This window comes from Leptothrix ochracea, from assembly GCF_041083635.1.
GTDB classification, from domain to species: Bacteria; Pseudomonadota; Gammaproteobacteria; order Burkholderiales; family Burkholderiaceae_C; genus Sphaerotilus; species Sphaerotilus ochraceus.
In genome coordinates this window covers 23,384-46,636 of the sequence record NZ_JBFPHB010000015.1, presented here as the reverse complement: position 1 = coordinate 46,636, position 23,253 = coordinate 23,384, and the positions used below count along the sequence as shown (strand labels likewise).

19 protein-coding genes and 1 CRISPR repeat array are annotated in these 23,253 nt (G+C 61.9%); of the genes, 9 read left to right on the top strand and 10 right to left on the bottom strand.

Features of this window, described 5'->3' with window-relative positions; all coding sequences use genetic code 11:
* The first annotated feature begins 5 nt into the window (after window positions 1-5).
* A complete protein-coding gene (gene parC / locus AB3X39_RS06840) occupies window positions 6-2,339 on the top strand; it encodes a DNA topoisomerase IV subunit A (protein WP_369416616.1) in 2,334 nt (777 codons plus the stop codon).
* Here the strand turns inward: parC and AB3X39_RS06835 are convergent.
* From AB3X39_RS06835 to cas7g, 5 genes are all read right to left on the bottom strand, one after another.
* Entirely contained in the window at window positions 2,336-2,989 is a 654-nt protein-coding gene (locus tag AB3X39_RS06835; protein ID WP_369416615.1) for a DUF2238 domain-containing protein, read from the bottom strand. The genes parC and AB3X39_RS06835 overlap by 4 nt on opposite strands.
* A 235-nt stretch (window positions 2,990-3,224) precedes the next feature.
* Window positions 3,225-4,698: direct repeats of the CRISPR family, unit length 37 nt; unit sequence GCTTCAACGATGCCCAGCCAGCGGTTGGGTAATGCGG.
* A 114-nt stretch (window positions 4,699-4,812) separates the two neighbouring features.
* Complete coding sequence (locus AB3X39_RS06830; RefSeq protein WP_369416614.1) at window positions 4,813-5,757, bottom strand: type I-G CRISPR-associated protein, Cas3-extension family; 945 nt, start codon at window positions 5,755-5,757, stop codon at window positions 4,813-4,815.
* On the bottom strand, window positions 5,750-8,395 hold the full coding sequence (gene cas3g, locus AB3X39_RS06825) for a type I-G CRISPR-associated helicase/endonuclease Cas3g (RefSeq protein WP_369416613.1): 2,646 nt from the start codon (window positions 8,393-8,395) through the stop codon (window positions 5,750-5,752). The genes AB3X39_RS06830 and cas3g overlap by 8 nt, the downstream gene beginning before the upstream one ends.
* Entirely contained in the window at window positions 8,392-9,783 is a 1,392-nt protein-coding gene (gene csb2 / locus AB3X39_RS06820) for a type I-G CRISPR-associated protein Csb2 (protein WP_369416612.1), read from the bottom strand. Before csb2 ends, cas3g begins: the two co-directional genes overlap by 4 nt.
* Before the next feature lie 8 nt (window positions 9,784-9,791).
* The gene (gene cas7g, locus AB3X39_RS06815; protein WP_369416611.1) at window positions 9,792-10,982 is read right to left on the bottom strand and encodes a type I-G CRISPR-associated RAMP protein Csb1/Cas7g; all 1,191 of its coding nucleotides are present in this window, start codon (window positions 10,980-10,982) and stop codon (window positions 9,792-9,794) included.
* 342 nt (window positions 10,983-11,324) lie between these two features.
* On the opposite strand from cas7g, the gene bioA reads away from it, so the two are divergent.
* The 4 genes from bioA to AB3X39_RS06795 are packed head-to-tail and all read left to right on the top strand — an operon-like array spanning window position 11,325 to window position 15,908.
* Window positions 11,325-12,689, top strand: a complete 1,365-nt coding sequence (bioA, locus tag AB3X39_RS06810) for an adenosylmethionine--8-amino-7-oxononanoate transaminase (RefSeq protein ID WP_369416610.1) — start codon at window positions 11,325-11,327, stop codon at window positions 12,687-12,689.
* The gene (locus tag AB3X39_RS06805; protein WP_369416609.1) at window positions 12,686-13,930 is read left to right on the top strand and encodes an 8-amino-7-oxononanoate synthase; all 1,245 of its coding nucleotides are present in this window, start codon (window positions 12,686-12,688) and stop codon (window positions 13,928-13,930) included. Before bioA ends, AB3X39_RS06805 begins: the two co-directional genes overlap by 4 nt.
* Window positions 13,927-14,688, top strand: coding sequence for a dethiobiotin synthase (bioD, locus tag AB3X39_RS06800; RefSeq protein WP_369416608.1), 762 nt, complete (start codon window positions 13,927-13,929; stop codon window positions 14,686-14,688). Before AB3X39_RS06805 ends, bioD begins: the two co-directional genes overlap by 4 nt.
* Window positions 14,685-15,908 carry a cytochrome P450 gene (locus tag AB3X39_RS06795; RefSeq protein WP_369416607.1) on the top strand — a complete coding sequence of 408 codons (1,224 nt, stop codon included), beginning with the start codon at window positions 14,685-14,687 and terminating at the stop codon, window positions 15,906-15,908. Before bioD ends, AB3X39_RS06795 begins: the two co-directional genes overlap by 4 nt.
* Here AB3X39_RS06795 and AB3X39_RS06790 read toward each other — a convergent pair.
* The gene (locus tag AB3X39_RS06790; RefSeq protein WP_369416606.1) at window positions 15,872-16,105 is read right to left on the bottom strand and encodes a hypothetical protein; all 234 of its coding nucleotides are present in this window, start codon (window positions 16,103-16,105) and stop codon (window positions 15,872-15,874) included. The genes AB3X39_RS06795 and AB3X39_RS06790 overlap by 37 nt on opposite strands.
* Window positions 16,106-16,233: 128 nt before the next feature.
* On the opposite strand from AB3X39_RS06790, the gene AB3X39_RS06785 reads away from it, so the two are divergent.
* Both AB3X39_RS06785 and AB3X39_RS06780 read left to right on the top strand, forming a co-directional pair.
* A complete protein-coding gene (locus AB3X39_RS06785; RefSeq protein WP_369416605.1) occupies window positions 16,234-16,962 on the top strand; it encodes a response regulator in 729 nt (242 codons plus the stop codon).
* The gene (locus AB3X39_RS06780) at window positions 16,959-18,341 is read left to right on the top strand and encodes an ATP-binding protein (protein WP_369416604.1); all 1,383 of its coding nucleotides are present in this window, start codon (window positions 16,959-16,961) and stop codon (window positions 18,339-18,341) included. The genes AB3X39_RS06785 and AB3X39_RS06780 overlap by 4 nt, the downstream gene beginning before the upstream one ends.
* Here AB3X39_RS06780 and AB3X39_RS06775 read toward each other — a convergent pair.
* On the bottom strand, window positions 18,323-18,874 hold the full coding sequence (locus AB3X39_RS06775) for a hypothetical protein (protein WP_369416603.1): 552 nt from the start codon (window positions 18,872-18,874) through the stop codon (window positions 18,323-18,325). The genes AB3X39_RS06780 and AB3X39_RS06775 overlap by 19 nt on opposite strands.
* A gap of 273 nt (window positions 18,875-19,147) precedes the next feature.
* Window positions 19,148-19,918, bottom strand: coding sequence for a lytic transglycosylase domain-containing protein (locus AB3X39_RS06770; protein ID WP_369416602.1), 771 nt, complete (start codon window positions 19,916-19,918; stop codon window positions 19,148-19,150).
* 224 nt (window positions 19,919-20,142) lie between these two features.
* Between AB3X39_RS06770 and AB3X39_RS06765 the strand changes: the two genes are divergently transcribed.
* Together AB3X39_RS06765 and AB3X39_RS06760 are read left to right on the top strand one after the other, a co-directional pair.
* Window positions 20,143-20,838, top strand: a complete 696-nt coding sequence (locus AB3X39_RS06765; RefSeq protein ID WP_369416601.1) for a response regulator transcription factor — start codon at window positions 20,143-20,145, stop codon at window positions 20,836-20,838.
* Between the two features lie 2 nt (window positions 20,839-20,840).
* Entirely contained in the window at window positions 20,841-22,286 is a 1,446-nt protein-coding gene (locus tag AB3X39_RS06760; RefSeq protein ID WP_369416600.1) for a sensor histidine kinase, read from the top strand.
* Here AB3X39_RS06760 and AB3X39_RS06755 read toward each other — a convergent pair.
* Complete coding sequence (locus AB3X39_RS06755; RefSeq protein ID WP_369416599.1) at window positions 22,211-22,681, bottom strand: disulfide bond formation protein B; 471 nt, start codon at window positions 22,679-22,681, stop codon at window positions 22,211-22,213. The genes AB3X39_RS06760 and AB3X39_RS06755 overlap by 76 nt on opposite strands.
* Before the next feature lie 62 nt (window positions 22,682-22,743).
* Window positions 22,744-23,220, bottom strand: coding sequence for a RidA family protein (locus tag AB3X39_RS06750; protein ID WP_369416598.1), 477 nt, complete (start codon window positions 23,218-23,220; stop codon window positions 22,744-22,746).
* Window positions 23,221-23,253: the final 33 nt, after the last annotated feature.

Sequence of the window (23,253 nt, the reverse complement as noted above, 5' to 3'; positions counted from 1 at the left end):
GCGTGATGGAAGACACCCCAAGCGCCGACGCCCTGACCTTGGCGCATTACGCCGAGCGGGCTTACCTGGAGTACGCCTTGAGCGTGGTCAAGGGGCGGGCGTTGCCGGATGTGTGCGACGGCCAAAAGCCGGTGCAGCGGCGCATTCTTTACGCCATGCATCGCATGGGTTTGGCGACGTCGATCTCCCGTGGCACAGCCGGGGCAACGGGCGTAAGTGCTGCAAGTGGTGCGAGGCCGGTCAAGAGTGCGCGGGTGGTGGGCGATGTGCTGGGGCGTTTCCATCCGCACGGTGACCAAGCGGCCTATGACGCCATGGTGCGCATGGCGCAGGACTTTTCGCTGCGCTATCCGCTGATCGACGGCCAAGGCAACTTTGGCAGCCGCGACGGCGACGGTGCGGCGGCGATGCGCTACACCGAAGCGCGTTTGGCCCCGATTGCGCGCTTGTTGATGGACGAGATCGACGCCGGAACGGTCGATTTCATGCCCAACTACGACGGCTCGACCGAAGAGCCGCGCCAGCTGCCGGCGCGGTTGCCTTTTGTGCTGCTCAACGGTGCTAGCGGCGTGGCGGTCGGTTTGGCCACCGAGATCCCGAGCCACAACCTGCGCGAAGTGGCCGCCTTGGCGGTGGCGTTGCTGCGTGACGCGAGCTTGTCGGACGAGGCGATGTACGCCCTTTTGCCGGGGCCCGACTTTCCCGGCGGGGCGCAGATCATCGCCAGCAGCGAAGAAGTGCAAGCGGCATACCGCAGCGGGCGCGGCTCGATCAAAGTGCGGGCGCGCTGGGTCATCGAAGAGCTGGCACGCGGGCAGTGGCAATGGGTGGTGACGGAGTTGCCGCCGGGCACCAGCTCGCAAAGAATTCTGGAAGAAATCGAGGCCCTGACCAACCCCAAGATCAAGCTGGGCAAGAAGGCGCTCACGCCCGATCAGGTGCAGCTCAAGGCTTTGGTGCTGAACGTGCTCGACACCGTGCGCGATGAGTCGGGCAAAACGGCGGCGGTGCGTTTGGTGCTGGAGCCGCGCAGTCGCACCACCGATGTCCAAGAGCTGATCGCGTTGCTGTTGGCCCACACCAGCTTGGAAACCTCGGTGCCGATCAACATGACCATGATCGGTCTGGACGGTCGGCCGGTGCAAAAGGGCTTGCGCACCATCGTGCAAGAGTGGCTCGACTTCCGCCAAGTCACGCTGCGGCGTCGCAGCCAGCACCGCTTGGATCGGCTGCTGGAGCGCATCCATGTGCTTGAAGGTCGGCAGATCGTTTGGCTGAATCTGGACGCTGTGATCCGCGTGATCCGCGACAGCGACGAGCCCAAGGCCGCTTTGATCGCGCAGTTCGCCCTGAGCGAGCGCCAAGCCGACGACATCCTTGAAATCCGTCTGCGTCAACTCGCCCGCTTGGAGCATTTGAAGATCGAGCAGGAGCTGGCCCAGCTGCGCAGCGAGCAGCAGCAGTTGGAAAACCTGCTGGCGCACCCTGAGGTCTTGCAGCGGCACATGATTCGGGAGATCGAGGCCGACGCCAAGCAGTACGGCGACGAGCGCCGCACCTTGATTCAGGCCGAGAAAAAGACCGTGACCGAGTTGAAAGTGCTCGACGAGCCGGTGACGGTGGTCATCAGCCAAAAAGGCTGGGTGCGCAGCCGCCAAGGCCATGGTCACGAGGCCAGCGCCTTTGCGTTCAAGGCGGGCGATGGCCTGTACGCCACCTTCGAGTGCCGCACCGTCGATCCGCTTTTGGTGCTGGGCAGCCACGGCCGGGTCTACACCGTGGCCGTCAGCAGTTTGCCGGGCGCGCGCGGCGACGGCCAGCCCATCACCAGCTTGATCGACCTTGAGCCCGGCACCCAGCCGCTGCACTACGTGGCCGCCGCGCCCGAGACGCGCTTTTGGTTGGCTCAGAGCGGTGGCACCGGCCTGATCGCCAGCGTGGCCGACATGGTGAGTCGTCAAAAGGGCGGCAAGAGCTTCCTGAGCCTTGAGCCTGGCGAGCAGCCCCTGCGCCCCATGCGCCTCAGCGCCAGCCACACCCAAGCGGCGTGCCTGAGCCGCAGCGGTCGCTTGTTGGTCTATCCGCTGACGGAGCTGAAGCACCAACCCGGCGGCGGCCGAGGCCTGACCCTGATCGGGGCCACCGACCCGCTCACGGACCCGCTGATCGCCGTTCAACCCTTCCACCTGAGCCTGCGCCTCACCGGCCAAGGCCGAGGTGCCAAAGCGCGCGACGACGAACTCAAAGGCGCCCGCCTCGCCACCCACACCGCCAAACGCGCCCGCCCCGGCGTGGTGGTGGCCGGGTTTGTGAAGGTGGAGGCGATGGCCGCTGATTAAGCCTCACGCTGCTTGGGGGGCGGGGTCTTGCCCCCCATCGCTGCGATTTGCCGATCCTGAAGACGGGTCAGCGTCAGCAGCGCCGCCACCGAGCCCAGCAGGGCAAAGAACATGTCCGATTGGGTATCCCACGGGTCTCCTTGGGTGCCAAGGAATTCATCCGCGCCTTGCCCCATGGCGAGGGCTGCGCCCCATTCGATCAGTTCATAGGTCGCGCTGATGGCCATGACGACGCAGATGGCCAGAAAAACCACCATCTTGCGACCTTGCACAAAGCCGCCCCGGAGCAAGATTTCCCGCGCCACCAGCGCCGGCACCAGTCCTTGGAAGAAGTGACCGATCTTGTCGTAAGGGTTGCGATGCAAGCCCAGCAGCTGCGCGATCTCAAACCCTAATGGCACCCGCGCATAGCTGTAAGCCCCGCCCACCATCAACACCACCGCGTGCCAAAAAATCAGGACGTACAGCAGTGAACTGAGCGGGAAGCGGCGGTAGCTGAGAAGCATCACCGGCACCGCGATCAAGATCGGTGCGATCTCCATCCACCACGTCGCCCGGTCATAGGGTCGCACCCCCGACCAAGCCAGCAAGGCCAACATCAGGCCCAAAGCGATAAGCAACCAGTGATGGCGTTGGGTGTGGTTGTGCATGGCTTTCTCCCGATGTGAAACAGCTGATGCGTTGATTCTGCGTATGGCGAGCGCTTTCAGGCCTTGATAAGGCGCAGAGGATGGTGATCTTGATCGCTGCGTCATCCCCCAGCCCGCGTTTGCGGGCGAGGGGAGTGTTTTTTACCGTTCGCCCTGAGCTTGGTCGAAGGGCCCGAGAACCACACCACCGTTCGGGCTGAGCTTGTCGAAGCCCAGCCTGCTTGGCTCTTACCCAACCCAAACGATGCCCAGCCAGCGGCTGGGTAATGCGGTGCCTTCTTGGCTGCGCTTGGCGGCCGAGTCGTAGCTTCAACGATGCCCAGCCAGCGGCTGGGTAATGCGGGGGTGCCTATGGCAGCAGGCGGAGCCACGTTATAGGTGCTTCAACGATGCCCAGCCAGCGGTTGGGTAATGCGGAACATTATCTTTACTGATTTGTTTGATAGCTTCAGCTTCAACGATGCCCAGCCAGCGGTTGGGTAATGCGGTGGAGCAGGTGCGGAATGGCAGCAATTGATGATCAGCTTCAACGATGCCCAGCCAGCGGTTGGGTAATGCGGATGCACGTCTTGCAGCCGAAAAGCTCGCCTACGCGCTTCAACGATGCCCAGCCAGCGGTTGGGTAATGCGGATGCGGCGCACCGTCCGCGATCAGATCCAATAGCCTGCTTCAACGATGCCCAGCCAGCGGTTGGGTAATGCGGAAGATGCCATGGTCATAGCTTTTCCTTTTTACGCTGTGCTTCAACGATGCCCAGCCAGCGGTTGGGTAATGCGGCCGTACCGCCCCAAGGGGTGGATTCGTCTTTCGGGCTTCAACGATGCCCAGCCAGCGGTTGGGTAATGCGGGCCCTCTCACGCTACTTTGCGACCAAGCTGGTCGAAGCTTCAACGATGCCCAGCCAGCGGTTGGGTAATGCGGCCGTACCGCCCCAAGGGGTGGATTCGTCTTTCGGGCTTCAACGATGCCCAGCCAGCGGTTGGGTAATGCGGTGGTGGTCATATGTCAGTCCTTGCAGGGCATGGGTGCTTCAACGATGCCCAGCCAGCGGTTGGGTAATGCGGAAACAGCATGTTCCGCTCGAACTCCGAGCCAGTCTGCTTCAACGATGCCCAGCCAGCGGTTGGGTAATGCGGCTGGCCAATGGGACGATGCGCAGGCCGAGTTGATGCTTCAACGATGCCCAGCCAGCGGTTGGGTAATGCGGCCCCAAGCCGCGCCACCTGGGCGCGCCAAGCGCCTGCTTCAACGATGCCCAGCCAGCGGTTGGGTAATGCGGCCCGACCACACCGCCGGGGCTGTGACGGTGGCTTGCTTCAACGATGCCCAGCCAGCGGTTGGGTAATGCGGGACGATTAAAGCGGTGCGGCGAACAGGGGCCTTGAAGCTTCAACGATGCCCAGCCAGCGGTTGGGTAATGCGGCTTGATAACCTTCATCCTTCAAAAACTTGATGGCTGCTTCAACGATGCCCAGCCAGCGGTTGGGTAATGCGGCCTCATCCCATTGCCCAGCATTGACGCGACGGCTGCTTCAACGATGCCCAGCCAGCGGTTGGGTAATGCGGGGCTGCCATGGCGGTCAACCGGCTTTCTTGCTCAGCTTCAACGATGCCCAGCCAGCGGTTGGGTAATGCGGACCACGCCGACGCCAGAGCCTCCTGCCACGCAGTGCTTCAACGATGCCCAGCCAGCGGTTGGGTAATGCGGCCTATGCGGCCAACTGTCTGTGACAGCTATGTTTTTATTTCACGTGGCGCGAAACGCCAATTGGGTGGGCATGCTTCTGCGTCAAATAACGGCATGTCTTGTACAACTCTTTGATTAACCAGCGTTTTCTTCCTTCGCGAATGTCTCTGGGTGAAGCCTGATACATGAGGTTCGCGTAGCGGGGAGGAGAAAGCCGTATTTGCCGACGCTGGTGACGTTGGACGACCAAAGGGCGCTGAGGTCGGGGAGGCGGTGGAGGGTTTCGACGGGGCGGTGACGTAGGAGTTCGACTTCGTTCAGGGTCAAGGGCACCGACCATTGCGGCCAGACGTAGGCGCTGGCACTGGCAAAGCCGGTGGTGCGGGCGCGTTGGGGTTCGATGGGGATGACGGGGTGCAGGGGCAAGGCTTCGATGGCGAGCCAGATGGTCATCGGTTGACCGGGTGTGGCGCTGTCGGTGGGGGCTTCCTTTTGGTGGGCATGGGTCATCAAGCTGACCGGATCCCATCCCAAGGTGTGGCGTTCCTCATACGGCCCTCCGTAGAGCGCACGTTCAATGCGTGTGGCCAAGGGAAACGCCGGGCGTTTGGTTTTGGGATCGAGGTCGGCGGCCAAGGTGCGGAAGTCATGCATCAGCTTTTGCTGACCTGAGCTGAAATCCAGCCGAGTGCGCGCCACAAAGCCCTTGTCACTGACCACCGTATCGGTGGCAAACCCGGCGAGAAACCCCAAGGCCCGAGCATCACCACGGCAGGCTGCGACGGCAGCGCGATAGTCCTGCGGCTGGATGGTGCGTAGATGCGTGACCGGCTGGCGACCACCGCGCTCATCAGTGACTTCGAAATTGAATTCCAAAGCTTTGGAGCGCTCCCGCATGTGTTCGCTCAGCAGCGCGGCAAGCGTTGTACGGTCCATGCCATGCAGCCGAGCATGGTGTGACCACGACAACTGCACGTCTTGGCCGTGATCCTGCGTGCAGATCCGCAACAAGCCCAAGGCGGCCATGAAGCAGATTGGTGATGCCACGGGCAAGCCTGTGAGTTCAACCACGTCATCCATGCCGATCCCCTTCTTCCTCTTCCTTCGAAGCGCGTGCATCCGCTGCGCGCAACAAGCATTCGGCCCACGCCAAGCCCCAAGGGCCAAGACTGGTCACGCTGCGTGCCCAGACCGCCGGCCAATGGGCATCCAGACGGGCAAACTTGGCTCCCTTTGCCTGCGGGTCTTCGCACGGGTTGAGCCAAGGCCGCCCGTGGCCGTGATGGGTCGCCACCAAATAGCGCGTCAGTTCGTCGTCGATGACGCACAGGTCCAAGCTGGCAAATTCATGCCGAAAGCCGCGAGGCAGGCCCGACGCCGCCAGCGCTGCCAAGCGTTGATCGTTGCGTCGCATGCCTGACTTGGCCAAAAGCGGCCCGCGTGCTGCGGCCAAGGGGTGACCATGCAACAGGTTTTGCATGCGCGGCTCAGCCTTGCCGATGTCATGCACTTTGCCCGCCGCCTCGATGGTCTGGGCCAGCGGGTCGTTCCCCGCCAAGTGGGCTCCCCAGCGCCCGACATCGGCCAGATGCACATCCAACGCCACGACACAGCCGGTTTCCACGGTGTCTTGGCCTTCATGGGCTCCGCGACCTGAAACCACCACCCCGGCAGGATGCGGTTCGATCTGCATCTCGTGCATGCATTCGATCAACGGATGACCACTGGCTCTCAGGGCGTCAAGCAGATCCTCTCGGGCCGCTTCGATGGTGTCTTCAAGGTCCTCTTCAGCGTTGGTCGCCTGCGCTTCTTGCCATTGCATCAAGGCTTGCACCTTGGTGCGCAGCGTCTCGGTGGCTGCGCCAAAGCTGTCCCAATGGCCTTCGGCCAGACGCAACACCACCCGTTGCATGGTGGCTCCGGCACGGTGTCGTTCGGCTTGGCAGATATCTGCCAGATCGCGCACCGCTGTGCTCACGTGGGGTGCCCATCCCCACGTATCGCAGCCGCCATAACGGGTGGGCAAAACGATGGTGTCACCGGGCTTCAAGGCTTGGGCTGGGATCACGTGGCAGTCATCGATCCCCCGCCATAAGAGCACGGGCCGGTCGGGCTCTGGGCCGAGGGCGCTGATGTCGTCGGTGTCTGAGCCGGCGTCATGCCACCCGTCGCCGGGGCGGCCGCGCGTCAACCAACGGCGGACAGCGGTGGCTGGCATGGCCAAACCTTCGCGCAGCATGGGTGGGAGCAACGACAAAGCACGCGGCCATGCGTCCGTGTCTGCTTCGCTCAAGTCATCTCGCCACACCATCAGCACATCTGGTGCTCGAGTTTGGACACCATGCAACCAAGCACTGATATCCAGCGTGGGTGCGCAAACGCCGGTTTGGGCCAGCAGGCGCACATGGGTTGGTAGCAAGGATGGTGCGAAAGGCGCGGGCTCCAAGGGTGCCGGATGTGCGCTGAGCAAGGCTTCTAAAGCCTCAATCCCAAAATCGACCGTACCCATGTCGGCGTTGGCCTGCAACCACGCCCAAGTACGGGCAAGGGCAGGGCCGTACACCGGATCGTCTTTGTCTTCCTTGAGTGCGCGATGCAGGATCACCGCCTCGGCATGCCCACGCAGACCCAAACGATCCAATCGGCCAAAGCGTTGCCGCAGGGCTGACAGCGGTGCCGATTCGCTCACCAGCGCATCAAAGTCAAAATCAGCGCCCACTTCGACCGTTTGCGTGGCAACCACCACATAAGGCGCAGAGCTGGTTTCGCGCGTGCGTTCGGTGCTGACCAAGGGCACTACGTGGGTCAGTTCTTCATCACGTTCAACCGCTCTGACTCGTCCGGTGATCAACGTGCAAGCCAATCCTTGCGCACGTAGGCGTTCAAAGCAGCGTCGGGCCGTGGCGACCCGATTGACAACCACAAGCACACGACGGTGCTCGGGATGCGCCAAAAGTCGCTGGGTTTGTTCGCTCGCCAATCGAATCAGCTCGTCTTCGGTGGTGCCGCCTTCCATCAAGATGGCTCGCTTGCTGGTTCGCAGACGTTGTGCCACTCCTTCGGTGGCAAGATCGGCAGCTTCGAGTCCAATCACTTGGCCAGCCCAGCCGGGGGGTGGCGTGGCCGACATGGGCACCACGCTGATTCCGGCACCCTGCTCTTGCAAGGTCTGGAGGGTTTGCAAAAAGGCTGTGGACAGATGCGCTTCATCGACCACCACCAAGGTGTCATGCCCGAAAAAACCAGCATGCATTGACCACCGTTTGGGACTCACCCCGTAGCCCCGAAAAAGCAGTCGCGAGCCTATTTGATCCACTGTGCTCAGCACAACCGTCAAACGCTCGGGGTACAGCACCCAATCGTCATCCCCAAACACCCCGCCGCGTAGGCGCACCACCTGCATATCACCGACTCGTTCGGAGAGCGCCTGTAGTTCTGGATCGGTGGAGGCGAGCAACTTGGCTTTGATGCGTTCAGCCCGTTGGTGTACGGCATCGACCACGATGCGTCGATCCACCACAAAAACAATGCGCCTCCACCCGCCTGAGGCCGCAGCCCAGATAGCGGCATCCACCATGGCCGATTTGCCCATGCCGGTTGGGACCGTGACGGCCATCGGGGTGCGCTGCACCAAGTGGTTGGCGGCCCTGACTTGCCATGGAAAGGGGGCGTAGCCATGCAGCCGCTGAAAATATGGCTTGAAACACAGCGTGTTCATGTTCTGAACTCCTTCGGGGTCGGCCGGAACAGCCCGATGCCGAAGTTTTTCCATCGACCGGCGATGACCGGCCCCTCCACCAGATCGGCAAACACCACCCGCACATGAAATCGCGGTATGCGTGTCGGAACGGCCAAAGCATCTGGCGCACCATCGAAATCACTGCTGGAAGACACCTGCACGCTGACTGGCTCAGGCAGGCCTGCGAGCCGAAGGGATTCGGTCACCGCTGCGACAAGGTGGGCTGGTTCATGCCGTTTTGGGGGGCGATCCAGCAACACCGGTGTGACCGTGGACCAGTGCGTGGACGGACCGAGCCATGTGTTGCTGCGCAAAACGGTGGGCGTTTCAGGCCCATCCACGCTGGCCATCACCCGAGCGATCTGGGCATCCGGTAAGACCACCCGTTCTAGTCGGGCCAAGCCCGCTAAGGCTAAAGCCTGATCGCGCGGCGACATCGACTTTGGCAGACCGACCCCCAAGCCCCTGATCTTGCCGCGTGCAAAGGGGTGGCCGACGTCAGCAAGTGGTAGCCACGCGAGGTGGGCCACGGTGCCGTCATGACCATGCACCGCCGCTGGGGCGTCATCGCCCAAGAGGGACATCACGGCTCGACGCACAGCGCGTGCCAAGGTGTGCGCTGTGTCTGCGCCCCAAGCGGCATCCAGCAGGCGCAAACCGATCCAAGTGTGCGTGGACGGTATCACCTGGCGCTCGGCCTGAACGGGGGCGTAGGCCATCAGCACTTCATGCAAAGGTTGGGGCCTTCGAACGGTGCCCGCGCCTTCAGTGGCCAGTCGGTCAAGTTCAGCCAACCGACCTTGCCGAGTGATCCGCAAATACTGCGTGCCACGCACATCATTCGGGACCCAATGGAACACGGGCGTGCCCTCAGGGCGGATGAACCGGGCCGTGGCCATCGAATGCGAGGTTCCCACATGGGTAATGCGGGAGGCGATGCCATCCAAAACGGCCAACGACGCGTCGTCCATGTCGAGCGCCCAAGTCAGCGTGACTTCTGGATCACCGAGCAAGAACGCTGTTGGAAATTGGCGGACTTGGCGATTGGGGTGCAAGACCCCGCGTGTCCGGCCTTTTTTGTCGTTGAAGACGACGCGATTTTTCTCATCATTGACCGGCACAAAGACATCCGCTCCTAGGCTGACGTCGGCGTCTGGAAAGGTCAGTGCGGGTGGGTCAGCCGCTTCCAATTGCTCCAACAAACGGCGCTCGCTGGCGGTGGGTGTGCGCGTTCCATGGGCATAGGCTGCGGCCACCAAGGCCGAGAAAACACGTGATGGGTGAGGTGGCCACTCGGGCTGCCGAGGGTCGGACATGCTGGCCGCGCAGTAGCGGCCGCTGGGAAAGCGTAACTGGAGCTGGAGCATGGCCAGCCTCACGCTTCTTGCTCTGAATCCCCTTTCGAGGCCGCTTCACGGCTACGCCGGACCAGATCAATCAGCCGATCATCGGCGGTCAAACGCAACACGCTATCGCGGAAAGCCAGTCCAAACTGCGTGGCATGTTCGCGGGCTTGTGTCAGGAGTTGTCGCGCTCCATCGGAGTCCAGTTGAACCGTTTCGGTGTCCGCCAACGTCCGTCCGAGCACTTCCAAGCGGCCAGCGTCGCGGGGAATCAATTCGCAGCGTGAGCGCAGCAAATATCCTGCTTCATTCTGTGCAATCAGCCCGTACAGACCCAAGGCCGCCAAGACGGCTCGGCCGGCTTGATCGCGTTCGGGGTTGATCTCACCGGAACCATCGGGGAAAGAAATTTGGCGTAACCCCGAGCACGACAAAACGCTCGATTGCATCGCTCCACTGATCACCGCCGCCCGTGGTGCGGCCGTGGATGGCACGCTACCAAAACCAAACTCGCTGGGTTTTTTGCCTTTATCTTTGGACTTGCCTGTCGGCGACTTGATTTCAAAGCGTCGCACGGGGTCATTCGTGCCAACCAGTTCCGCCACCATGCTGCGGATGTCCATCGGATCAAACTTGGTTGCAGAAATCGATGCTGGTTGGGCGTCTAATCCAACGATTTCTGAGGTCAATAGCCGTGGAATCTTGGCTGCCAAGGGGCCAGCGCCGCCATTGCTATCCCAAGCACCCAGCAACAGCGTGACGGGCGCATGGGTCAAAAGCGGTTCGGCGGAAGAAATCCGAGCCGACACAATTGCTCGCCCGATGCCCGTCTCGAAGAAGGGCTGATCACCCAGCAAAGCGGCCCGCATCACAGCGTCATAAACCCGGTGGGAAAGCTGCAACACCGAATAAATCGGTTCACCGCTGTCAGGCGGAAAAGCAATTTCAATGTCTGGGTAGGCGATCCGCTTGGCTCGGCTGGCTGCAAGGAGAGCCGATTCAATTCGGTTGGATTGGCTTTGAGGCGAGTCCAGCACCACGACTTGGCGGACTGCTCCGTCGATATAGGCTGAACGAAATGCGATGTATGGGGGGTCTCCGCGCTTGGCTGCGGCGTACGTCGGTGGACAAACCAGTCCATCACCACTCAGGGGTGCCAATTGAACGGCATACCGAATCACAGAACTTGTTTCGACACATTGCAACAGTTGTTCGAGACGCATGTTTCCTCCAAGCAGGTCGTGTAAAGCGAGCGCCATCGTAGGCGATGCTCGCAAGACTTTGACTTTGCTGTCGGAAAAATGTCAGGTCGGTCCTGACTTACCTGTTGGCCCTGAGCACCACACCACCGTTCGGGCTGAGCTTGTCGAAGCCCAGCTTGCTTGGCACACCGGCCCTTCGACAAGCTCAGGGCGAACGGGCAAAAGGGGAACGGGTGTGCTGCACGGCTCAAGCCCCTCGCCCACGTCTGTGGAAGAGGGGTTGGGGTGCGGGCGGTGAGCTTGGTCATGGGCCATCCACCCGGTTCCACCATAATTACGGGTTGACCCTCATGGTTTGGACCGATGGATGCTTCTTTGATTTCTGCGCCGCAAGGGCTTGTGGCGAGCGACTTGGTGGCGCGCAGTTTGCGTCATGTGTGGCATCCGTGTACCCAGATGAAGCGGGCGTCGGAGCACAGTCCGCCGTTGCCGATCGTGCGCGGCACGGGGCCGTGGTTGATGGATGCTGATGGGCGGCGCTACTTTGATGCCATCAGTTCGTGGTGGGTCAATCTGTTTGGGCACGCCGATGCGCGGCTGAATGCGGCGTTGAAGGATCAGCTCGATACGCTCTCGCACGTCATGTTGGCCGGGTGTACCCACGCGCCGGCGGTGGATCTGGCCGAGGCGTTGTCGAACCGCACCGGCGGGGTGTTGGGCCATGCTTTTTATGGCAGCGATGGGGCCTCAGCCATCGAGATCGCGCTCAAGATGAGTTTTCACGCTTGGCGCAATCTGGGGCAGGGCGCGCGGCGCGAGTTTGTGTGCTTGCGCCAGAGCTATCACGGCGAAACCTTGGGCGCGTTGGCGGTGACTGACGTGGCGATTTTTCGCGATGCTTATGACCCGTTGCTCATGCGCGCCCATCTGGTCGATAGCCCCGATGCGCGCCAGGTCGAGCCGGGCGAGCGCCCTGAGGACGTGGAAGCCCGGGCGCTGGCTGATCTGGAGCGCTTGCTGCAAGCACGCGGGCCGCACATTGCGGCCGTGATCATCGAGCCCTTGGTGCAGTGCGCCGCAGGCATGGCGATGCATGCGCCGAGCTATGTGCGCGGCGTGCGGGCGCTGTGCGATGCCTTTGGGGTGCATTTGATCGCCGATGAAATCGCGGTGGGTTGTGGGCGCAGCGGCACCTTTTTTGCCTGCGAGCAAGCGGGCATCTGGCCGGATTTCATCACCTTGTCCAAGGGCATCACCGGCGGCTATTTGCCGTTGTCGGTGGTGCTGACGCGCGATGCTGTGTACCAAGCGTTTTGGGACGACAGCATGGCGCGGGGGTTTTTGCATTCGCATTCCTACACCGGCAACCCGCTGGCGTGCCGGGCCGCGACCACCGTGCTGCAACGCTTTGCCGACGACGATGTGCTGGCGCGCAACGCGCTGCTCAGCCAAGGGGTGATGCCCACGTGGTCGGCGGCTTTGGCCGGGGACGAGCGCGTGACGGCTTTGCGTCAGCGCGGCATGATCTGGGCCTTTGATGTCAGCCCTGAGCGCGCCGGGGTGGATTTTTCGGAGCGGTTCCACCAAGCGGGTCGCCGCCATGAACTGATGATCCGGCCCATCGGTCGCACGGTGTACGTCATGCCGCCGTATCTGCAAGCGGCTGAGGTCTACGTTGATCTGGCCGAGCGCGTGCTGGCGACCCTTGACGAGGTGGTGCCGCGATGAGTGTCTTGAGGGGTGGCTTGCTCGGCACGCTGGCCGAGCAGCTCCAAGCCCGGCGCGATCAGCATGCCTACCGCAGCCTGCGCGTGGCCGAGAGCCCGTGCGGGCCGCATCAGCGCTTGCGCGCCGAGAACGGCTTGGTGGTTGAACGTTTGGCTTTTTGCAGCAACGACTATCTGGGCTTGGCCCATCACCCGGCGCTCATCGACGCTTTGGCTGAAGGGGCTCGGCGCTTTGGCGCGGGCAGCGGGGCGTCGCACCTGATCAACGGTCACAGCCGCGCCCATGCGGATCTGGAGGATCAGTTGGCGCAGCTGATGTCGCCGTGGGTGCCCGAGGCGCGCGCGCTGTTTTTCTGCACCGGCTACATGGCCAACTTGGCGCTGCTGACGGGCCTGGCCAGCGCCGGGGATCGCAGCACGACGCTGTTTTGCGAAAAGCTCAATCACGCTTCGCTGATCGACGGGGCCAAGCTTTCGGGCGCGCAGGTGCAGCGTTATCCGCACGCTGACACGGCGCGGCTGGGTGCTTTGCTGGCGCAGAGCACGGCGGGGTTGAAGATCATCGTCACCGACGCCGTGTTCAGCATGGACGGCTGCCTAGCGCCCTTGGCTGAACTGCTGGCGCTGGCCGAGACGCACGACGCTTGGCTGGTGGTGGACGACGCCCACGGCTTTGGCGTGCTCGGCCCCCAAGGTCAGGGCAGTCTGGCTGAGTTGGGTTTGCGCAGCGAGCGGCTGATCTACATGGGCACCTTGGGCAAGGCGGCTGGTGTCGGCGGCGCGTTTGTGGCTGCGCATCCGCTGTTGATCGAATGGCTCATCAACAGCGCTCGGCCCTACATCTACACCACCGCTGCGCCGCCAGCGGTGGCCTTTGCGCTTCAAACCAGCCTGGATCTGATCACTGGGCCCGAAGGGGACGCCCGCCGCACGGCGTTGCGCGCGCGCATCACGCAGCTGCGCAGCCACTTGCCGGCAGCCGTGGCGGGCCGGGGTTGGCGGCTGCTGGATTCCCCAACCGCGATTCAACCCTTGGTGGTGGGCGACAACGCCACCGCGCTGGCCCTGACGGCGGCTTTGGAGGCTCACGGCCTGTGGGTGCCGGCGATTCGGCCACCCACCGTGCCGGTGGGGGCGGCGCGGTTGCGCATCGCCCTGAGCGCCGCGCACACCGAAGCGGATGTGGCGCACTTGGTGCAAGTGCTGCATGCCCTGCATGTCTTGACGGGGGGCGCTCCATGAGCCGTCCTATAAGCCGTCCCATAAACCCCACCTTGCGCGGCTGTTTTGTCGCGGGCACCGACACCGACGTGGGCAAAACCTGCATCAGCGCCGCCTTGTTGCATCTGCTGGGCCGCCAAGGCTGGCGCTGCGCTGGACTCAAGCCCGTGTCCGCTGGACAAGACGAGCGTGATGGCGCGTGGAGCAACGAGGATGTGCGCCTGTTGCAGGCCGCCTCCACCATGCCCTTGTCGAGCGACCAAGTCGGGCCGGTGCAGTTTCGCCAACCCTGCGCGCCGCACATCGCTGCCGCCTTGTCCGGCCAAAACATCGCGCCGCATATCGGCCTCACGGCCGCTCAAGCCTTGATGGACGCTGGGGCCGAGGTTTTGGTGGTCGAAGGGGTGGGCGGTTTTGCCGTGCCTTTGGCGGCTGACTTGTCTTGGGGCATGGACGATCTGGCCGCTGAATTGGCTCTGCCGGTCATCTTGGTGGTGGGCCTGCGTCTGGGCTGCTTGAACCACGCGCTGCTCACCGCGCAAGCGGTTGCCGCCCGTGGTTTGAAGCTGGTGGGCTGGGTAGCCAACACGGTCGATCCCGCCATGCCGCATCGCCAAAGCAACATCGAAGCCCTCAAAGTGGGCTTGCAAAGGCGTTATGGCAGCGTTTTTTTGGGAGAGGTGCCGCGTTTGACCGAGGTCACCCCCGTGACGGTGGCGGCTTGTTTGGATGGCGTTGCGCTGCGCCAAGCGTTGGATTTTGAAAAGGTAAGGCCATGACGACGAGCAGTCCCTTGAGCAGTTCCAACACACCCTTGGTTTGGAGCGAGGACTACTTTGGTGGGGCCTGGCTGGTGCGGGGTTTTGACGATGTGGAGCAGGGCTTGCGCGATACGCGCCTGTCGGCACGGCGCACCGGCGGCTGGCTGCACAAGAACCAACCCGAGGCGACCGAGCCCGCTGAGACGACCCAAGCGACCATCAGGCCCTTCCAAGGCATGTTGGCGCGGGCGCTGCTGTTTGTGGACGCGCCCGATCATGGGCGCTTGCGCGGCGTGATGATGGGCGCTTTCCAGCCCCATGCCTTGCAGGCGCTGGGTGAGCGTTTGCGCGCGCAGGTGCGCCGCTTGCTGGACGACATCGATCCGACCGAGCCGTTTGACTTCATCCAGCGCATTGCCCAGCCCGTGCCGGCCCAAGTGGTCTCACAGATGCTCGGGCTGGACTACACCCAAGCCGAAGCGGCTTTGCGGTCCGCGACCGATCTGGCCGCGTTCATCGAACACCCTGATCCTTCGCCCGAGATGATTCAGCGGGCGCAGCGCTCGGCGCTTGCCATGGCGGGGCTTTGGCGGCGCTGGCTCGATGGGGACGGGGATGGCGACAGGGATGGGGCCCCCAAAGTGATCGATCCGAACGCGCCCGACGCTTTGCTGAGCCGCTTGCTGGCGGCCCACCGCGCAGGCCGGATCGAGAGCCGCGAAGAATTGTTGGCGCAGTGCGTGACGCTGCTGTTTGCCGGCCACGAAACCACGCGCCACCTGCTCGGGCTGGCGCTGGATGCGCTGCTGGCTGATCCGGTGCTGCGCGCTGAAGCGCAGCGCGATTCCGCCACGATGCGGCGTGCGGTGCGCGAGGTGTTGCGCCACAGCAGCCCGGTCAAGTACACCGCTCGGCGCGTGGGCGTGCCCTTCACGTGGCACGGCCACGCGCTGCGGCGCGGCGAGCTGGTTTTGTTGATGGTGGCGCAGGCCAATCGGGATGCCACGCATTTTCGTGAACCCGATCAGCTCGACTTACGCCGCGATGAGGGCATGCATCTTGCCTTCGGTGTTGGGCCGCACGTGTGCATCGGTGCGGCTTTGACACAACTCGAAGCCGAGATCGTCCTGACCGAGGTCTTGACCCGTTGGCCGAATCTGCACCGCGTGGCGGGGGCTGTTCGGATCGAGAGCGGGCTGTATCAGGGCTGGCGGTCGTTGCCGGTGTCAGCTGCCTGATGCTTGGCTGCCGGTGTTCCCGGCATGGGTGGCAGGGCGGACATCCACCATGAAAGCCAGATCTGGTTGGCTTCGGTCAACTCAGTGAGTAAGCGTTGCTGGTGCTGCATCAAGGCCACCATGTCCCAAGGCGCAGCGCCTAGGGGGGTGTCTTCGTTGTCCAGCGTCAACGGCCAAGGGGTCCACCACGGGTTCATGTTCGTCTCCTTGATGACAGGTCACACGGTTCGGAGGGATTAGGTCCGTGCGCATCATCGCCGAGCTTGCCGCTGCCCGCTAAACTTTTTCAAAGCCCCTTCATACCGACACAGGTGACAATCACATCATGAGAATCTTGCTTGCTGAAGACGATCCCCTCTTGGGCGATGGCCTGCGTGCTGGTTTGCGCGCCCAGGGTTTCTTGGTGGACTGGGTGCGCGACGGTGTGGCCGCTGAGCATGAGCTGCTGGGCAACTCCTATGCGGCTGTGGTGCTGGACCTCGGTTTGCCGCGCATGGACGGCATGTCGGTGTTGGAAACCATCCGCGCCCGAGGGGTGGTGGCCCCGGTCTTGGTCTTGACGGCGCGTGACGATGTGCGCGATCGCGTCGGGGCCTTGGACTTGGGCGCCGACGACTACGTCGTCAAACCTGTGGATCTGCACGAACTGGCTGCGCGGCTACGCGCCTTGATCCGGCGCTCCAACGGTCAAACCCAAGATCGCTTGCATTGCAATGGCGTCGATTTGCATCTGGCCTCGCGGGAGGTGTGGGTCGATAACGAATCGGTCAAGCTTTCAACGCGTGAATTCAATTTGTTGCACGCCCTGATGCTGCGTCCCGGTCGGGTGCTGACTCGCGAGCAGCTAGAGAATCATCTCTACAGCTGGGGTGAAGAAGTCGGCAGCAACACGATTGAAGTGCATGTGCATCATCTGCGGCGCAAATTGGGTTCGCAGCGGATTCGCACGGTGCGCGGTGTGGGTTACGCGATCACGGTCGGGCCCGTGGTCGGGTCAGAAGACGAGGGTCAGCCGGGCTCGGATCGAGCTGCCAACCCTGATGCATCCTTATGAAATGGAGCCGGCGCGGCTTGCGCGCTGAGTCCTTGCAAGGGCAGTTGTTGGTTTGGGTGCTGACAGCGGTGACGCTGCTCTGGGCCACGGCCACTTTTTTTGCGTGGCGTGACGCCCGCTACCAAACCGACGAGCTGCTTGACGGCCACCTTGCCCAAGCGGCGGCGATGTGGGTGGTGCACTTCGGTGATGACGATGAGGTGCATCTGCACGGTGAGTTGCGGGTTGCACCCACCTTGCATCGCTTTGCACCGCGCATGGCTTTTCAGCTCTGGCACGACGGCTTATTGGTGTTGCGCTCAGCCAATGCACCCACTTCGCCTTTGGGTCCGTTGACCCAAGAGGGCTTTGCCGATACCCAGATTGAGACGCAGCACTGGCGGGTTTTTGTGGCGCACTCCAAAGGCCACGAGACCGTGATCATGGTTGGAGAACTGCGCGATGCTCGTCAGGAGATCGTGGAAACCATGCTCAAGGGCACCTTGGTTCCTTTGACGGTGGTGTTGCCTTTGTTGGCCTTGGTGATTTGGTTGGCCGTCCGACGGGCCTTGTTGCCCCTGCGTCGTTTGGGTTTGGTGGTGGCCGGGCGACGGGCAGACCATTTTGAGCCGGTTGAACTCAAAGATGCCCCGATCGAAATCCGTCCCTTGGTTGTGGCCTTGAATGGCTTGTTTGAGCGCATTGAGGCCCTGCTCGAATCGGAACGCCGGTTCACAGCGGATGCCGCGCATGAACTGCGCACCCCAATCGCGGCGATTCGCGCTCAAGCCCAAGCTGCATTGACGGTCCAAGACCATGCTTTACGTCGGCACGCTTTGCAGTCCACCTTGGCCGGATGTGACCGTGCGACACGGGTGATTCAGCAACTTTTGACCTTGGCTCGCTTGGAAGCGACGGTCGGACTTGAGGGCAAGCGCTGCGATTTGACCGCGTTGGTGCGTGAAGAGATGGCCGAGTTGGCTGGACTTGAACAAGCTGACGAGCATGACTTGCAACTGGATGCACCTGACCAAGTTTGGGTCATGACTCAGCCGGGATTGATGTCGATTTTGGTGCGCAATCTGACCGATAACGCTTTGCGTTACAGCCCGATGGGCTCGGTGGTGCGGGTGCTGATTGAACCGATAGAGCCCGGATTCATCCAACTGGTGGTGGAAGACAGCGGTCCGGGCATGACCCCGGAGCAACGACAACGTTTGGGGGAGCGGTTTTTCCGGGTCACCGGCAACCAAGCCAGCGGAAGTGGGCTGGGTTGGTCGATCGTGCGGCGCATCAGCGCAGCCTTGGCCGCCCCGGTCAGTGTCGAAGCTTCTGCTGATCTGGGGGGGCTGCGGGTTTGCGTCCGGCTGCTTGCTGCGGATCAGCGAATTTCCAGTTGACGGACCTCTGCCTGCTTGTTCACGTATTGCATGACACAGGTGTAGAACAGTCGGGTTCGAGCTGCGCCGGGGTTGATCCGGGTGATTTCGCCATCGACCAGCCATTGGGCCTCTGTGCTGCTGACGTGCAAATCATGGTCTGAGTCAAAGGTTGCTCCTGGTGGGAACTGCTCTGATTGACGCACGAAGGTTTGACAGTCGGTCACCGCTTGTTGGCGGGTGATGACGGTGGTGTCGTCCCCGCCATTGAGCCACATTGAAAGCTTGGGAAAGACCACCGTCCATGTCACTACACCCATGACACCAAACAACGTGCTGATTCCGAGCACCCAGCCCAACATGCGGCGGCGGCGGCCAAGGCTGCCAATCACTTGCGCATCGGGGTGGTGGCGTTGCAGCGTTTGTTGGCCCTCTTCTGAACCGGCCGGAACCAAGTCAAGTTGGTGACAGACTTTGCACAACTTGCCGTTGCCACCAGCGATGCCCAGCACCCGGACCACCCAGTGCGGTAAGAGATGCCGAAGACTCGACACGTAGTTCCGATGGATGGTTTGAGCATCGATGGTGCCGCAGTTCTTGCAAACCAGCGAAGAGGCATCTAGGCGCAGAAAGTGTCTGCGTACTCGGCGTGATCGCGGCGCTGTTTCCGCGGGTTCACCCAAAGACGCGCCACATTCAGGGCAAGTCTCTGGAAGGAACCCCTGTAGCGAGCTCAAATCATGATGGCAGTGGGGGCAGACGGTAGGGCTCATCGGCGGATAGGCGGTAGGCCGGCAAAGCGTTCAGGTTAGTTCGGCGAAGGCGGCTCAGTGACTAAGCCGCCAAGGTTGATGTTTAGGGCCAGAGTAGACCGAACGCAGTGCCAAAACGTGTGGCACATAACGTTGTGTTTCATCGATGTCGGGCACTTTGCCTGCACGAATGACCCGGTTCTCACCCGCGTTATACGCTGCCAGCGCCAAGCTGAGGTCCCCAGAGAAGCGATTGAGGAGCCAACGCAGGTAAGCCGCACCACCGCGCAGATTCTCTTCACTTGCGTGGATGTTGCGGACGCCGAAGCGTTTGGCTGTTTCTGGCATCAGTTGCATCAAACCCACCGCACCCCGAGGAGATATGGCGCTGGGGTTGAAACCTGATTCCGTCGCAGCCACGGCGGCGATAAGGTGCATGTCAAGGGCAAACTCGTGCGCCACACGCTGGATGATGGGGCGCAGCTTGTCAGGAATGGGTTTGGCATCGATGGCCGCGACGGCAGAGACGGTAGAGACGGACGAAGAAGGCGAGGCCTTGTTGGTTGTGATCCACGTCAGGGAGGTTTTCGTCGGCTGAGTGGTTTTTTCTGGGGCAGTCGGGTCCGAGATCAGAGTCTGTGGTGTGGCTTCCGAATGAAAATCGGACAAGATGACCGTGCTCTGGTGAGCGGTTGGGGTATGGTTGGTGAAGATTTCTGCTTGAGCGGTCAACGGTGGCGCCAAGCTGGCACAGAGGGCTGCCCCTGCGAGGACTCGGGCAGCAGGTCGATGGGACCAGCGTCGGTATCGTCGGGTATCGCGAAGGGGCAGTGTGTGGATGGACATGTTGAATGGGGGTCGTTATGAGGGGACGGATTCGGGTTGCGCCATCACTTCTGGCGCGAATTGGCGCAAGGATGTGCGCAAACAGCGCTGCTGTCGTCCAAAAACTACCGCTTGCTCATGATCCAATCGCACACAAATGCGAAGAGTGTTGAATGTGCAACACATGGGCAAGCCCATAGGTGAGATGCATTCGGGTTCCATAGGAAGACAAAAGGGTAAAGAAGATGCGCGTCTTGCTGGCTGAGGACGATTCGATGTTGGGCCGAGCCATGTGCTTGGGATTGATGCAAAACGGTTATGCCGTCGATTGGGTGACGGATGGTGAGGCTGGTTTAGCGGCCCTCAAATCACATCGGTATGACTGTGTGTTGTTGGATTTGGGGTTGCCCAAGCTCAGTGGAGAGGAGTTCCTGCGCTTGGTGCGATCGTCGGGTGATAGCTATCAGCCGATCATCGTGATCACTGCGCGCGGTCAGGTCGAAGATCGCATCCTGATGCTGGATCAAGGGGCTGACGACTACTTGGTCAAGCCGTTTGATTTGGAAGAAATGAGTGCTCGCATGCGTGCTGTTGTGCGCCGCAGCCAAGGCATTGAGCAAGAAACCGGTCAACTGGTGCATGGGCCCTTGATGATGTCGCCGTCCAGTCGTACGGTGACGTGGCAAGGCCAACCTGTGGCGTTGACCACCAAGGAGTTCTGGATTCTTGAACTCTTGATGCGTCGGCGCAACCGTGCCGTGTCGCGCCAACAGATCGAAGATGCCCTTTATGGTTGGGGTGAAGAGGTGGAGAGCAACGCGGTGCAAGTGCATGTGCACCATCTACGCCGCAAGCTTGATTCAAGGGTCATCCTGACGGTGCGGGGTGTGGGCTATCAGCTGTGTCCCGAAAGCGACATCCGTGCGCCGGAAATGAGCTAAGCATGAAACACGCTTGGCTGCCGCGTCGGTTTGCCCATCGTTGGTCGATGCGCAGTCGCTTGCTATCGATCGTGTTGAGTTCCACCGTGGTGGCCGGTCTCGTGGGCGTGATGGCGATGTACTGGGCCGCCACCGTTGAGAATGAGCGTATGCATGACGAGCATCTGGCCGAGTTGGCTCAGACAGTCATGCGTTTTGCTGAGCACGAACTCCTCGAAAGCATGCCCGCTAGTGGCCCGCCTGCTGGCGGTGTGGTGGATGATGAAACCACCACCACCCTTGGAACACGCTTCATGTATCAGATCTGGTCACAGGATGGCCGTCTGATGTTGCGCAGTCACAACGCCCCGCCGACACCCCTCGCGGCCTTGGGGCGCATGGGCTACGGCACGCAAGAGTTCATCGGTGGTGCCGCTGTCACTTTCGTCGCTCGGGGGGCCTCCCATGCCCTTGAAGTCCATGTGGCGGATCTGGTTGAACAGCGTAACGACGTGGTCTTGGGCAGCTTGGCGGCACCCATGGGTGGGTTTGCGCTGGCGGTCTTGATCGTGTTGGTGCTGGCATGGCGTGCCATGTCCCAAGCGGTGGGACCCATGACGGAAACGGCGGCACAACTGGTGAGTCGCAGTCCCACCGACCTCACGCCGCTCGAAGTGGCTAACATGCCCATTGAATTGCAGCCCATCGTGGATGCGATCAATGCCCTTTTCACCCGCATCATGGGGGCGTTGATCCACGAGCGTGATTTCAGTGCCATGGCCGCCCATGAACTGCGTACGCCATTGGCGGCTTTGCGGCTTTACGCGCAGGTGGCCCAATCCGCATCAAGGGGTATTGATGATGCGATCCTCAAAGAATCTTTGGGCAACTTGTTGGTCAATGTGGATCGCTGCTCGCACTTTGTGGACCAGCTTTTGGCCTTGGCCCGTGCTGAAGGGGCCCCGGAGTTGGCTTTGACGGGTCCGATGGATCTGGAGCGGGTGGTGGCTGATGTGTTTGACGATATGGCGTTTGAAGCCGATCGGCGCAACATCGGACTCCGTTCACATCTGGGTGTTTTAGCCATGCATGGTCGCAGGGCTGGCGTGCAGACCTTGCTGCGTAACTTGGTGTCCAACGCCATCCGATACAGCCCTGAAGGCGGCGAGGTCGAGGTCCGTGCTTTCGAGGCCGAAGATGCGGTTGTGCTGGTGGTGGATGACAACGGCCCCGGTATTCCGGTGGCTGACCGCGATAAGGTGTTTGACCGCTTCCGCCGTCTCAGTGATGACGGACGCGGTTTCGGTTTGGGCTTGGCGATTGTGCGGGCTGTGGCCGACACCCATCGAGCCACCATCGAGCTGTCGCAAGCCCCCCTTGGCGGCCTGCGGGTTCAGGTGCGTTTTCCGCGCCCTGAGCCGGTCATGCCCAACACCACGCTGACGGCCGCCACACCCAACGAGACGTAAAGAGCCAAGCTCCAGAGCTCAAAAGGTACGCCGAGCAACCGCACGGCGGCTTCGGCGCAAGAGGCCCGTACTTCGAACACGTCGGGCAGCAGCGCATCGACACCCAAGCCTGAAATGATTCGATCCGCCAGGGTCATATCGCAAGAGGCTAGGTTGACGGCCACGCGGTTTTGGTAGAGCGCAGCACACGCTCCGGCGGCTGAAAACAGGCTGATCAGCATCAACACCACGCGCCGTCCCGCTCCTTTGCTTGGCAAGGTGATGCCGATGACGGCGACGATGGCGATCACGACATAAATCAGGCGTTGCAGGATGCACCAAGGGCAGGGCTGCATGTCGAAGCGGTGCTGGCCCACCAAGGCGGCGGCGACCACTGCGGCACTGGTCATCGCCATCACCCCCAAAATAAGGCGTTCCCTTTTGACGCCCCGAGCTTTGCGTTGATCGCCCCAAGCCATCACACCCCCTCGGCGATCAGTTCGATCTCAACACAAGCGCCCAACGGAATCTGTGCCACGCCAAAGGCGCTGCGGGCATGGGCGCCACGCTCCGATCCGAGCACGTCAACCAGCAGGTTCGAGGCGCCATTGGTCACCAAGTGCTGTTCGGTGAAGCTGGATGTGCTGTTGACCAAGCTCATCACCTTGACGATGCGCTTGACGTTTTCCAAGTCACCCACCGCCGCTTGCAAGGTGCCCAGCAGATCAATGGCCACCAAGCGGGCCGCTGCTTGGCCGTCAGCGGTGCTGAGGTCTTTGCCCAGCTGACCGGCCCAAACTTGGCCGTCGCGCTTGGCGATGTGGCCGGAGAGGAACACCAGCGAGCCGCTGCGCACAAAAGGCACATAGGCGGCGGCGGGGGTGGCCACGGCGGGCAGGGTGATGCCGAGGGCTTGCAGGCGTTGGGCGATGGTGCTGGTGGAGGACGTGCTCATGGGTCAATACGGGGTGAAAGTCACAAAAGATCG